Source organism: uncultured Mobiluncus sp. (assembly GCF_963511525.1).
Lineage (GTDB): Bacteria > Actinomycetota > Actinomycetes > Actinomycetales > Actinomycetaceae > Mobiluncus.
In genome coordinates, this window is sequence record NZ_CAUPIY010000009.1 from 45,958 (window position 1) to 58,670 (window position 12,713).

11 protein-coding genes are annotated in these 12,713 nt (G+C 58.2%); 9 read left to right on the plus strand and 2 right to left on the minus strand.

Going from position 1 to position 12,713, the window contains the following annotated elements:
- Positions 1-12: 12 nt before the first annotated feature.
- A complete protein-coding gene (locus RQ935_RS07410; RefSeq protein WP_311497824.1) occupies positions 13-150 on the minus strand; it encodes a hypothetical protein in 138 nt (45 codons plus the stop codon).
- A gap of 159 nt (positions 151-309) precedes the next feature.
- Here RQ935_RS07410 and RQ935_RS07415 point away from each other — a divergent pair, with 159 nt between their 5' ends.
- The gene (locus RQ935_RS07415) at positions 310-948 is read left to right on the plus strand and encodes an antitoxin (RefSeq protein WP_308534537.1); all 639 of its coding nucleotides are present in this window, start codon (positions 310-312) and stop codon (positions 946-948) included.
- A 153-nt stretch (positions 949-1,101) separates the two neighbouring features.
- Here RQ935_RS07415 and RQ935_RS07420 read toward each other — a convergent pair whose 3' ends face one another.
- A complete protein-coding gene (locus tag RQ935_RS07420; RefSeq protein WP_311497825.1) occupies positions 1,102-2,385 on the minus strand; it encodes a diaminopimelate dehydrogenase in 1,284 nt (427 codons plus the stop codon).
- Positions 2,386-2,591: 206 nt separating this feature from the next.
- Here RQ935_RS07420 and RQ935_RS07425 point away from each other — a divergent pair, with 206 nt between their 5' ends.
- From RQ935_RS07425 to RQ935_RS07460, 8 genes are all read left to right on the plus strand, one after another.
- A complete protein-coding gene (locus tag RQ935_RS07425; protein WP_311497826.1) occupies positions 2,592-3,158 on the plus strand; it encodes a 2-oxoacid:acceptor oxidoreductase family protein in 567 nt (188 codons plus the stop codon).
- 65 nt (positions 3,159-3,223) lie between these two features.
- Positions 3,224-4,582, plus strand: coding sequence for a transketolase C-terminal domain-containing protein (locus tag RQ935_RS07430; protein ID WP_311497827.1), 1,359 nt, complete (start codon positions 3,224-3,226; stop codon positions 4,580-4,582).
- 20 nt (positions 4,583-4,602) lie between these two features.
- On the plus strand, positions 4,603-5,754 hold the full coding sequence (locus RQ935_RS07435; protein ID WP_311497828.1) for a thiamine pyrophosphate-dependent enzyme: 1,152 nt from the start codon (positions 4,603-4,605) through the stop codon (positions 5,752-5,754).
- Between the two features lie 42 nt (positions 5,755-5,796).
- On the plus strand, positions 5,797-7,446 hold the full coding sequence (locus RQ935_RS07440) for an NAD(P)-binding protein (protein ID WP_311497829.1): 1,650 nt from the start codon (positions 5,797-5,799) through the stop codon (positions 7,444-7,446).
- 227 nt (positions 7,447-7,673) lie between these two features.
- Positions 7,674-7,883, plus strand: coding sequence for a hypothetical protein (locus RQ935_RS07445; RefSeq protein WP_311497830.1), 210 nt, complete (start codon positions 7,674-7,676; stop codon positions 7,881-7,883).
- On the plus strand, positions 7,880-9,736 hold the full coding sequence (locus RQ935_RS07450; protein WP_311497831.1) for a hypothetical protein: 1,857 nt from the start codon (positions 7,880-7,882) through the stop codon (positions 9,734-9,736). The genes RQ935_RS07445 and RQ935_RS07450 overlap by 4 nt, the downstream gene beginning before the upstream one ends.
- A 195-nt stretch (positions 9,737-9,931) precedes the next feature.
- On the plus strand, positions 9,932-11,563 hold the full coding sequence (locus RQ935_RS07455) for a cell wall-binding repeat-containing protein (protein ID WP_311497832.1): 1,632 nt from the start codon (positions 9,932-9,934) through the stop codon (positions 11,561-11,563).
- 250 nt (positions 11,564-11,813) lie between these two features.
- Positions 11,814-12,563, plus strand: a complete 750-nt coding sequence (locus RQ935_RS07460; RefSeq protein ID WP_311497833.1) for a SprT family zinc-dependent metalloprotease — start codon at positions 11,814-11,816, stop codon at positions 12,561-12,563.
- The last annotated feature ends 150 nt before the right edge of the window (positions 12,564-12,713 follow it).

Here is a 12,713-nt window from a genome sequence, read left to right on the forward strand (position 1 = left end):
TGATGCTTAGACTCAGCATAGCTGGGGAATGATGTCGCAGATTGTGATTTCAGAGTGTTCCTCGGCGATCAAGTCGCTTTGCGGCAGACAGGCTCCGAGAGTCAGACCCACGGTGCCTAGAAAAGCAATTTGAACAGCAATAATACGCATCAAAGCTTCCTCGTAAAGACGTTTAAACGCACTCTATCGGAATCGTCTCTGAGGTGGAATACCCCAATTTTGGGATATTTTCATGACTGCAGTTTTGCCCTAGTGTGGGAGGTGACGGTCAAACCGGCCATAAATTCGTGTGAAAAGAGGGGCTTTGCAATGATTAATGTTGGTTCGTTCCAAGGGACGTCGATGCCTAATGTCAGTCCTCACGTTTCGACCGCGCAGGGCTTTCAGAAATCGATGGAAACGACCTCATCAGTGACTGTTTCCCCAGGTGGGGTGGAAGCCTGGGGAACTAAGGTCGATCTGAGCTATATGTTTGACAAGCTTGAAAAGCACGGGTTTATCAGTGCGGATGAGCGAGCCTATTTGACACAGAAAGTTACTGATCGCAGCCAAATTTATAAGGCGGTCTCTGATTTGAAGGGGCCTGGTTTGGCGGCCAATGCAGCATACAAAATGCAGGAAGGTGTTTTGCTGCCTAACGGTGTTTTAACTTTGGCAGATGACCGAAGGACGGTGCAGCGTTTGGCGCAGTTGACGCGTTACGAAGTTCAAACCATTGAGGCCGCGCAGGGGTCAGATATGGGCATCGGTCAAATCGGGATGTTAGCAACAACTGTTGCGTTGTCAAAGGAAAAAGGTATCATCAGCGGCGAGCTGGGCTTGAAAGATTTTAATATGCTGAAAAACTGGTTTAAAGAAAACGGTAAACCTGGAAGCAGCGAGTTCATCGAAACCCAGGAAATGCTCAGTAAGCTTTATGACCTTCTAGCCAGCAAAGACAAGCATTAGGTCGCACACTTATACACATCTGTCTAGGCTTCGATTCCAGTTCAAATTGGTGTTCATCAGCAATTATAGAGGCATCAGAAACTGCTTGAACTGTTAGTCTGTGAACGCCGGCGTTGTATTGCCGGGTGGTGTCACCAAGACACCAAGGAATACCTATGACCCGGAAATCTGGAAACGGAGCTTTTCCGGCGGGTCGGGGTGCAGCCAGATGGGGGGAATCTCCATCATCGTGTGGGCCCCTGACCAGCCAGCTTGCCCGGCACGGTAAGCCGCCCGGGCTGCTGCCACCATGACGTAGGCGGTGAACTCGGGGTTATCATCCATGTCGATTTCCAACTTAATCTGTTCGTTGATGCCTTGGGAGGTCGAAGCGCGCGACAAAATCAGCCCGGCGTGGGTCAGCCGCGAGTGATACTCGCGCATTTCGTCGGGGCTTAAGAACGTGACCTGGGTGTCGTAGTCGGCGAACCAGCCCGGCATGGCGATGATTTCCTCACGTAGCTGTTCCTTGTCATAGGCCGGGTCAGCCACTACGTAGCACTCCATATAGTGCAGGGCTTTGCGGGAATCATCATAGATCGGTTCCCCATTCAATACTGCCGTGAGGGGATCCTCTTTGGGAACCTGGTACGCCACCGCATCTAACACACCGTCAAAGGCGCGAATCGCGTTGGACCACTGCATGGAAATCCCGCGCCCCCAAAATGTGTAGGTTTTCGTTTTCGGGAACAGGGAGTCAGAGATGACCCGGAACATTGACATCAGGCCGGGTTCCCACCCCACCGCGCACAAAGACACGTGTTTGGCGGATTGCCCCGCCTGGTCCACCGCCGCGAAATAGTCGGGGAAGGGCTGGTAGACGGGCTGGAAAACGGGTTCTTTGATGAACGCCGGCAGCATCATGCCCGAAACTTCGTGGATGGCTTCATCAGGGTTTTCCTCCTCAGTCGTGCCGGGTGCCGCGTTTGTGTCCGGCGGTGCGTCTGGAGTTGCCTCAGGCGTGCCAGCCTCTTGTTCTATGCCCGCCGCAGCGTCACGAGCCGCCTGGCGTTCGGCGATGTCTTTCGCCATCCGTTCGAGCTCCTCCAGGCGGAACTGGCGTTTCGCTTCGACTTCTTCGGCGGTGGGTGGTTTGCCGCGCAAGGGGTGGGCGTCGACCGTGTGGAAATACTGGGCCAGCTGGGGGGTTTCTTGCTGTAGGTTCGTCGCTACGGTGTCGCAGATAATGACGACGTCGATACGATCGGCGAACTGGGCTACGGTATCGGTGGGGTAGACCTTGGCGTAGGCGTTTTGGAGTTTTTGCGGGTCGCGTTTGGAAAAAATCGCCACTAGCTCCAGGTCACGGCACTTGCTGACCGCTTTGGCGGCCGCCTTGCCATAGTTGCCGAATCCGACCACTCCGACGCGAATACGTGTGTCTTCATGCTGTGTCATCGCTGCCCCCATTGGCTCGTGCGTGTCACAATTTTAGCGTTAATTGACTAAAAATTGGGGAAATCGAGGCGTGGTAACGTTTTTGAAAAGTCAGGACTGCTTTTAAATGCAATTCAAGTTCGCTAGCTGCCCAAAGTTGTTTCCTGAAAAAGCCCGGTTTTTCATGCGAACAGGACAAAACCGGGCGGACAACATAGGCTCGAAACATGGTTGAAATTCGAGTACACGGTCGCGGTGGTCAGGGTGTGGTTACCGCTTCCGATTTAATGGCTTACGCGGCTTTTGCTGACGGCCACCACGCCCAAGCCTTCCCGTCTTTCGGGTCGGAACGGACCGGGGCTCCCGTCGTGAGCTATTGCCGGATTGAAGATAGAGAAATTCGCTCCCGGGAACCCATCTTGGATCCCGATATAGTCATCGTCCAAGACCCGACCTTGCTGGCCATTATGGATCCGTTTTCGGGGCTGAAAGACGACGGATACGCGCTGGTTAACTCCCAAAAGACTGCCGCTGAACTGGGCGTGCCTGAGCTGGAGGCGAGGCTGCCGCGGGGTCACTTTATGGCGATGCCCGCCTCTGAAATCGCCCTGGAAAAGCTGGGACGTCCCCTGCCGAACGCAGTTTTGCTGGGAGGGTTGGCGGCTCTGACCGGGATTATCAAATTGGAATCGGTCGAGGATGCCATCCGCGGCAAGTTCAAAGGCAAAGTTGGCGACTCCAACGTGGAGGCCGCCGCCGCGGCCTACGAATACGTGAAAGCACACATGGCCTGAGAGACGCCAACGCTACCGGGACGGTGTGGTGCGCCCCGGACTTGAGAGTAAAAGGAAGAAGAAAAATGCTGAAACAAATCGAAGGCTCCCAGGCGATTGCCCGAGCCGTCGCGGCTTGCCAGCCCAACGTGGTTGCCGCCTACCCCATCAGTCCCCAAACCCACATCGTCGAGGCCCTATCCGCCCTGGTGAAGTCCGGGCAGCTGGAACATTGCGAATATGTCAACGTCGAGAGCGAGTTTGCGGCCATGAGTGCCTGTATCGGCTCTTCGGCGGTGGGGGCGCGTTCCTACACCGCCACCGCTTCACAAGGGTTGCTCTATATGGTCGAGGCCGTATATAACGCTGCCGGTCTGGGTTTTCCCATCGTCATGACCGTGGCGAACCGGGCCATTGGCGCGCCCATCAACATTTGGAATGATCACAGCGACTCGATGAGCCAGCGCGATTCGGGGTGGATACAACTGTTCGCCGAAAACAATCAGGAGGCCGCGGACCTGCACGTACAGGCGTTCCGCATCGCGGAGGAACTCAGCGTTCCGGTGATGGTGTGCATGGATGGCTTTATTTTGACCCACGCGGTCGAACAGGTCGACCTGCCGGAACCGGAACAGGTCAAACAGTTCCTGCCGCCCTACGAACCGCGTCAGGTACTGGATCCCGACGACCCGCTGTCTATCGGGGCGATGGTCGGCCCCGAAGCCTTCACCGAGGTGCGCTACATCGCCCACCACAAGATGCTCCAGGCCCTCGACCTCATCCCCCAGGTCCAGTCCGATTTTAAGAGTATTTTCGGGCGAGACTCCGGCGGTCTGCTGCACACTTACCGTTGTGAGGACGCCGAAACCATTATCGTGGCGTTGGGCTCCGTGGTCGGCACGCTAAAGGACGTGGTGGACCAGCGGCGCGAGAACGGCGAAAAGATTGGCATTATGTCCCTCGTGTCCTTCCGGCCCTTCCCGTTTGCAGCTATCCGCGAGGTGTTGCAGAACGCGAAGCGCGTGGTGTGTGTCGAAAAGGCTTTCCAGCTGGGGATTGGCGGGATTGTTTCCTCCGAGCTGCGCGCGGCGATGCGCGGCCTGCCGTTTACCTGTTATGAAGTCATCGCCGGGCTGGGTGGCCGCAACATCACCAAGAATTCACTGCACGCCATGCTGGATCAGGCCGTAGCGGATACCCTCGAGCCCCTGACCTTCATGGACCTGGATATGGAACTGGTGCGAGGGGAACTGGAGCGGGAGGCCGCGACCCGGCGCTCCGGCGCTTTTGCCACCAACGTGCAACGCGAACGGGTGCTGCGCGCCAACGCCAAAATTGCCGAGTCCGGGCCGAAACCCAAGGCGGACAAGGTCGGCAACCCGCGCGTGGCTTCCCCGTCCATCAAGCAAAACGCCGTGTCGGTAGATCCCGATCAGGCTGAATAATCTGGAACAGAGGAGAAAAAATGACTGAAATCACTCAATCTGCACAGACCGAAATTCCGGCTCGCGAACAGGTCAAGTTCTATCAAGTCGGCTCGTTCGCGGTGGGCAACCGTTTGGCGGACCTGCAGTGGCGTTCCCTGCAATCCGACCCGAACCGGAAAAACTCCCTGACCTCCGGACACCGCGCCTGCCAGGGCTGCGGCGAAGCGCTGGGAGCCCGCTACGCTATCGATACCGCTTCGACCGCTGCCAAAGGCAAGATGGTGGCTATCAACGCGACCGGGTGCTTGGAAGTGTTTTCCACCCCGTACCCGGAAACCGCGTGGACGATTCCGTGGATGCACTCCCTGTTCGGCAACGCTGCCGCCGTGGCGGCCGGAGCGGCCGCGGGTTTGAAAGCGATGGGTAAGGACGATATTCGCGTCGTCGCCCAAGGCGGGGACGGCGGTACTGTTGATATTGGCATGGCTTGCCTGTCCGGGATGTTTGAACGTAACGATGATGTCCTGTTTGTCTGTTACGACAACGAAGCCTATATGAACACCGGGGTACAGCGTTCCGGCGCGACCCCCCCGGCGGCGCGTACTGCGACGACCCAGCCGGTCGGTGAACATCCCGGTAACGTGTTTACCCAAGGTAAAGACATGCCGCGGATTGCGATGGCCCACGAGATTCCTTACGTCGCCACCGCGACCGTCGCGGATTTGCGTGACCTGGAATACAAGGTGCAAAAGGCCATGACCTACCGTGGGGCGCGCTACCTGCATGTTTTGGTGCCCTGTCCGTTGGGGTGGGGCTCCAACTCGAACCTGACGGTCACCTTGGCCCGTCTGGCCATTCAGACCGGGTTATTCCCGGTGTATGAAGCGGAGAACGGAGAGATTACTTCCGTCACCAAGATTCGCCGTCCCGCCCCGGTCGAGGCGTACTTAAAGCCGCAGCGCCGTTTTGCTCACGTGTTCAAAGGGCCGGATTCGCGCGAAGTGTTGGCGCGGATTCAAGCCATCGCGGACCGCAATATTAAACGGTACGGCTTGATTGAGATGGATTCGCTGGACGAGGACGTGCGGGAACGCATCTTGAGCGCCCCCGACGATCCGGCCGGTCGTTTTGCCGCGGCGCTGCCCGGACGGCAGGCAATGGACGTGAGCAACGAACCCGAAACCGACTAACGGGCGCCCGGAACCTATTGAAGAAGTTAGAGGAAAACGAAGATGACACAAGCCAAAGCTGAACTGAAGAAAGACGAGACCATTCCTTTTGCGATTACCCTCGAGGTCGGTTCTTCCCTTGAGAACGAAACCGGTTCGTGGCGCACCGAACGGCCCGTCTATGTGAGCAACCTGCCGCCGTGCAACAAGGCTTGCCCGGCCGGCGAAAACTGCCAACGGTGGCTGTTTTATGCCGAAGAAGGCAAGTATCGCCAGGCCTGGGAACAGATGATGGCCGACAACCCGCTGCCGGCGGTGATGGGACGCGTGTGCTACCACCCTTGTCAGACCGCCTGCAACCGCGGCATGGTGGACGAAGCGGTGGGTATCAACGCGATTGAACGCTTCGTGGGGGACAAAGCCCTGCTGGAGGGGTGGACGGTCGGCCTGCTCGCCCCGGAAAGCGGCAAGAAAGTGCTGGTGGTGGGGGCGGGTCCCTCCGGGCTGTCCGCCGCCTACCATCTGCGTCGGATCGGTCACACCGTCACGGTGCGAGACGCCGGTCCGATGGCGGGAGGCATGATGCGGTTCGGGATTCCCTCCTACCGGCTGCCGCGCGGCATCCTGGACCAGGAAGTGAAGCGCATCGCGGACATGGGGGTCACTTTCGAGTTCAACTCGAAGGTGGAGAACGTGGCCGAAGTCGCCGGCGATTTTGATGCCGTGTTCCTGGCTATCGGTGCCCAGATGGGGCGTCACGCCGACATTCCCGCCGGGGATTCCGCGAAGGTCATGGACGCGGTGGATATGTTGGCGGACATGGAAAACGACGAGAAACCGATGTTGGGACGCCGGGTCGTCATTTACGGCGGCGGAAACACGGCCGTGGATGCGGCTCGTACCGCGAAACGCCTGGGCGCCGAGGAAGCGATCATTGTGTATCGCCGGACTCGCGACCGCGCCCCCGCCCACGATTCGGAAATCATGGAGGCCGAGGAAGAAGGCGTCATGATGAAGTGGCTGTCCACGATTAAGCACGTGGACGGCGGGGCTATCAAGATTGAGAAAATGGTGTTGAACGAGGACGGTTTCCCGGTCGGCACCGGCGAGTATGAGGAGCTGGGCGCCGATTCCGTCATTATGGCACTGGGTCAGGAAACCGATTTGGGTATCGTCGAGAACGCTCCCGGTATCGAGATTGAAAAAGGCGTGGTAAAGGTCGATTCCCGCATGATGACCGGGATGAAAGGCGTGTTCGCCGGGGGCGACATGGTGCCCTCCGAGCGTACCGTCACCATCGCCATTGGCCACGGCAAGAAGGCCGCCCGCTGTATCGACGCCTATCTCCACGGCGAGGAATACCGGGCGGGGGACAAAGCCCCCGATGCCTCCATCAAAAATATGAACACCTGGTACTATGCGGATGCTCCCCGCCGGATTCGCGACAAGATTGAGGGGCCGCGCCGCGCCTCGACTTTCGACGAAGTCGTGCAGGGCCTGGACGAAGAATCGGCCGTATTCGAGGCTCGCCGCTGCATGAGCTGCGGAAACTGTTTCGGGTGCGACAACTGTTTCGGGGTCTGTCCGGACAACGCCATCACCAAGATTCGACCCACCGATTACGTATTCAAATACGACTACTGCAAGGGCTGCGGCATCTGCGCCGAAGAATGCCCGTGCGGGGCGATTTCGATGGTTCCCGAAAATATTTAGACCCGTTTTGCGGGTCCCGGCTCGGTCAAGGTTTTGTAAAAACTTGGCCGAGCCGGCGAGTTTTTAGTGGTTTTTCGCGCAAAAGTCCGGGTGTTGCGGGTTTTCCACAGGCGCGGCGAGATGGGGTTATCCACTTTTAAATCTGTCACAAGTACGGTAGGGCAGTTTCTCCAGTTACCTTGGGTGTGCGGAGCCTCACTGGTGACGGTGAAAAAAGGGGGAAGATGATGGCCCAGATGTGTTACTGGGGATTGTTCAGTCGGCAACATGCTCAGGCGGTAGCTTATTTTTCCAGAGCCGAAAACCGAACGTGGCTGGGTTTGGCGGCAGAAAGCTATAACGAGCGGTGGCGAGAGCGGCTGCGAGACTTAGAAATTTTGGGCGACTATATAAACGAGTTGGAGGACGCGAAAGCCAGTCTGGAGGCACTGCTGTGAGCTGGCTCGACGATGTGTCCATCGGGGATGACCGCAGTCCGATGGTGGGACACCCCCAAGATTTTTTGGTAGGCGGAGGGCCTGGTCTGTGCGTGGACACCGATGAGATGGAACGCATGGGGGCGAGCCTGCAGCACAGTGCGCAAGCCCTGGATGTGTTGAGCCACTGGATACCGGCCGAGCAGTCCCGCCTGGCGCACCGATATTATGTGGTGCACGCCCGGTTGGTGAGGTTGTGTGAAACCCCGGAAGGCGCCGCCGAATACGGCCCGCAACTGGAGGCCCTGGAATCGGCGTGGGTTCGGTTTGAGAACGCGGCGGCGCTGGCGTGTCAAGGCAGCTGCGGTACCGTGGCTCTGAGCCAGAAAATCGAGTCGCTGTCCCACCAGCTCGAACGGGCCACGGGAATGTATAAGCTGACCGAGGACGACCTGAGAAACCTGTTCGCATCTTTTGATTTCGAAACGATGATGATGCACCTGGTAGCTCAACACCTGGCTTTACGGGAATACTTCCCGGCCAGTTTTACGGTGGATGGTCGGGTGTATCACACGAAACAGATGAGCGATACGGAGCTGGCCGCGGTGTTCCTGTCGTGGATGCAGGCAAAGTTGGGAGCTCAGTATTACGGGGCATCGAACTCGCTGCAGGTCAGCGGCAACGGCAGCAACGTCATCCTGCACACCCCCGGCTTTGAGGATTCCCCGGAACTGAACACCGCTTTTGACGGCTGGTTCGACAAAGTCACCCCCCAAGAGTTGATTCATGCCTATGAGTGGGACGACCCCCTCACCGTGGCCGGGATGTTGATTTTTGGACCGATACAGTTCTTTATCTACCGGGGCATATTGGAAAAAACCGGTGTCGTGACGCGAAAAACTGTGCCTTTCGGCGAACAGCTTCCCGCGCTGTGGCTGCGAACCTACGACCAGAGAGCGTATGCCAAGTTTGCCGCCAGCCAGCAAGAGACTCGTGACATCCGCCGGGCGAACTTTTCCAACACTCCTACCGGCAAGCTCATCGGGACGGATCGAGCCCAACGTTTGGAACGCAAACTGTTGGCGACTCAAGATTACAACCCCCGCGTACAAGGCGGAGGTGCGGGCCAGGGGTGGACGCTGGAGGGAAGTCCGGCTGGGGCTACTCGAACTTTTCCGAAAAACCCTGGTGACGTGTTCCGCTACTCCAACACGATTGACCCATACGGAGACAACGGCGCTTTTGAGATTCAACGGTGGCGCAACGCCGCGGGTCAGGAAGGCGTGCGGGTCATCCTGCGCGGTACCGAGAGCTGGGATGCCGGTTCGGGGATGCCCCAAGATATGTTGACGAACACGGAAGCGGTGGCGGGAATGAAAACCGGTCCGGCGCGGGCGGTCGTGGCAGCGCTGGACAGTATGCAGGTAGACGCCGCGACCCCGATGGAACTGGTGGGACACTCTCAAGCGGGGATTGTGGCGGCGAACCTAGCGGCCGATCCGTCCTTCACCAGCCGCTATAACGTGCGTTCGGTGATTACGGCCGGTTCACCGGTGGCGGGGGCGATGGGGCGAGTGCCCGAAAACATTCACATGATTTCGTTTGAAAACAGCAACGACCTGGTGCCTAAGCTGGAGGCGGGGCTGAACCCGGGTTCGGCGAACCACGTCACCGTGTGGGGCAACCGAGGCAGTCTGTTCAACATTCCCCAGGCGCACAATCGGGACTCGGTTTATGCCCAAATGGCGGACGATTTCCTGAACGCACACTATTCGCAAGGTGATTATTTCCTGAATTGTCGTAACAATGACATGAATCTTAATCACAAAATCGTGTTTGCCGACTCTCAGCGGTTCGAAATGACCCGTAATTAAATCTTAGAAGAATTGCAGGTTAACTCGTTTGGAAAGTTAATTCTACAGCAAACAAATTGCGGTTTTTCAGGCATTTCTCATTGATATCCAGGGCAAACACTCTTCCGTACGAGGGGGTTAAAACGTTATTATTAGAGGGAAGAAGTGGTGTCTTGGAGATACCAAATAACGTACAGGGACAGGTGAATAAGGATTATGAAACCGAAGACCCCAAACATGGATGTAAAGGCGAACGAGGATTCGCAAATCGGCGCAGCGATGCGTCCGATGGTGCATGGCCGCGTGCGTTTTGGGCGCTTTCTGGTCGGCGGAACTGCGCTGGTGGCGATGGTTGCTGTCGCCATGTTGGCTGGTAGCCCCGATTTGAGTCGTTCCCCCGTCTTGGGTCAGCCTCAACAGACCACGAACGCCGAAGCCGGAAACTCCTCTGTAGCCGAGCCTTTGGCTCCTGGTGCGCCCACGCAGCCGAATCGTATTGGTGGTGGCGGTCCCACCGCGACCGCGATTGCGATTGCCCGCACGGCTTTCCCCGGCGGTGCCTCAGAAGTTTATGTGGCGCGTAACGATAATCCGGTTGACGCGCTGGCGGCCTCCGTCCTACCCAACGGCCCGATTTTGCTGGTTCCGTCTTCGGGTAATGTCCCGGCCGATGTCTTTAACGAAATTAAGCGTTTGCACCCCTCCAAGGTTGTAGTTCTTGGCGGAGAAGGTGCAATTAGTGCCGATGTGGCCGGTCAGCTCAGCACCTACACCGGAGTCGCCAACGTGACCCGTCTGGCTGGTGCTAACCGCGTGGCTACCGCGGCCGCCATCGCCAAGTATGCTTACCCCAACGGCAACGCCAAGGTTTACGTCGCCGACGCGATTGGTTCTAATGGTTTAGGCTCCCCAGACGCGGCTGCGGCGGGTGTGTTGCGTGACGGCCCGATTATCACCGTCAGCGGTAATGGTGCCGATATTGCCACCGCTGCCAGCACGGTGAAGGCTCTGGGTGCTTCTCAGGTCGTAGCTTTGGGTGGCGAAGGCGTGGTTCCCAGTTCTCGGCTCAGCCAGGTGGCAGGTGGGGCTGCGACCGGTCGTATTGCCGGAGCGGATCGTTACCTGACCGCTCAGGCTATCAACCGGACAGTGTTCCCCAACGCCAGCCACGTTTACTTGGCTTCCGGCTCTGACCTGGTTTACCCGCTGATTTCCGGCTCGTTGAGCGATGGCCCGGTGCTGCTGGTTCCCGCCAACCCTCAGGGCAACACTCGTAGCCTGGTGACAGCTTTCGGTAACCCGGCGGTGACCGCCATCGGGGACGCCAGCACGGTACCGGATAGCGTGTTGAACGTAGCTGCTGGTTTATCCCAGCCCACTCAGGCTAAGACTCCCTCTTCCGCTCCAGTTGCCGGTGTGTCCCAGGTTTACACCAAGTACTCGATGCAGCCCTCCCCGGCTGACCAGGCTCGTGAAGAAGCGGTGTTCAACGCCATCAACGCGGCGCGCAACAGTGCGGGTATTCCGTCCTTGACGCGTGACCCGGTGATGGATGACGCGGCTCGCGCCTGGGCTCAGCAAGTCGCCCGCACGGATGTGTTTGTACACTCCAACGGCGCTTTGAAGTACGCGGATCTGTTCCCGGCGGGCTGGAAGTTCGCTGGCGAGAACATGGTGGGCTACTACAATGTTGACCCAGCCGCTTACGGTGCGGGCTCCACGAAGGCTTGGGTGGCCTCTCCCGGTCACTACCGCAACCTGATGGATCGGCGCTTCAACCGCACCGGCATTGGTACGGCCACCGGCCGCCAGTGGGTGTACACGGTTCAGAACTTCGGACAGTACTGAGTCTTTTAGGGAAAACTCCCTTTCATCTCCCTAGGTTTCGGTGTCAGGCTTTGCCTGGCACCGAAACTTATTTTTGGACCGCACCAGGGTGGGGCTTGCGGTGGCTAGGAACAGGCCGGCTCGCTCTGCCCCGCCATCGGGTAGTCGAGATTATTGATGAAGTCCACCTGTATCTCGGGGTTGGTGGTTGATATGGCCATAAAGGTCGATTTAGAACGTGGATTTGGTGTCGGTCAGGTAGCATAGGGCGATGTCTGTTAAGGCCGGAAGCAACCAGAAAGTCCGTCGGGTACGCGATGAGGGCGTGTACTGGCTGGGTGACACTCCGGTGTACCTGACGCGGAAAAACGTGCGGAACCTGCGGCTGCGCATTGATGTGCGCGGTGAGTTCCATCTCTCTATTCCGTGGCGAGCGCCGATGTCGCTGGCGCGGGACTTTCTGCACGAGCAGTCCGCCTGGATTGCCCGGCAGCAGGAGCGGTTTTCGCGGCGACAAGCGACGCAGCCTCAGCTGGTGGATGGCGAGACGGTAGCGTGGTGGGGCCAAGACATTCCCCTAAAAATCGTGGAAAACCCCCACCCCCGCGCTCGTGCCGTCGCGGAAGTGGGCGCCGGGGCGATTGTGTTGAACGTGCCGGTGGGAGCCCCGCTGGAAAAACGCCAGCGCGCCTTGGACAAATTACGTAAAACGTCCCTGGAAATCCGGCTGGCTCCGGTCTTGGCGAAATGGGCGGCGGTCTTTGAGACGGAACCCGGAGCGGTGCGGATTAGACGCATGAAGTCGCGGTGGGGCTCATGCAATCCACGCACGCGGGCACTGACGTTCAACCTGGAACTCAGCGCGAAAGACCCGAAATACCTCGACTACGTGGTAGCGCACGAGTTCACGCACTATTTTCACCCCAACCACGGACCCGAATTTCATGCTTTGCTGTCTGCCAAGCTGCCCCAGGAACGCCAGCTGCACCGCGCTTTGAACCGGCGCAAACGTACTGCTTGAAAAACGTGACGACACCCGTGACCACACCTGTGACGACACCCGTGACCACACTTGTGACGACACCCGAAACAAAATCCCGGGTCACACCGCGGCCCAAAACCATAAGCAACCCCATAACCGGATCCAGTACGGAAAGCAAAGCCCCCGACG

Excerpts from the sequence above, each read along its gene's own strand:
- RQ935_RS07410 (WP_311497824.1), bottom strand. The coding sequence starts at position 150 with ATGCGTATTATTGCTGTTCAAATTGCTTTTCTAGGCACCGTGGGTCTG.
- RQ935_RS07415 (WP_308534537.1), top strand. The coding sequence starts at position 310 with ATGATTAATGTTGGTTCGTTCCAAGGGACGTCGATGCCTAATGTCAGT.
- RQ935_RS07420 (WP_311497825.1), bottom strand. The coding sequence starts at position 2,385 with ATGACACAGCATGAAGACACACGTATTCGCGTCGGAGTGGTCGGATTC.
- RQ935_RS07425 (WP_311497826.1), top strand. The coding sequence starts at position 2,592 with ATGGTTGAAATTCGAGTACACGGTCGCGGTGGTCAGGGTGTGGTTACC.
- RQ935_RS07430 (WP_311497827.1), top strand. The coding sequence starts at position 3,224 with ATGCTGAAACAAATCGAAGGCTCCCAGGCGATTGCCCGAGCCGTCGCG.
- RQ935_RS07435 (WP_311497828.1), top strand. The coding sequence starts at position 4,603 with ATGACTGAAATCACTCAATCTGCACAGACCGAAATTCCGGCTCGCGAA.
- RQ935_RS07440 (WP_311497829.1), top strand. The coding sequence starts at position 5,797 with ATGACACAAGCCAAAGCTGAACTGAAGAAAGACGAGACCATTCCTTTT.
- RQ935_RS07445 (WP_311497830.1), top strand. The coding sequence starts at position 7,674 with ATGGCCCAGATGTGTTACTGGGGATTGTTCAGTCGGCAACATGCTCAG.
- RQ935_RS07455 (WP_311497832.1), top strand. The coding sequence starts at position 9,932 with ATGAAACCGAAGACCCCAAACATGGATGTAAAGGCGAACGAGGATTCG.
- RQ935_RS07460 (WP_311497833.1), top strand. The coding sequence starts at position 11,814 with ATGTCTGTTAAGGCCGGAAGCAACCAGAAAGTCCGTCGGGTACGCGAT.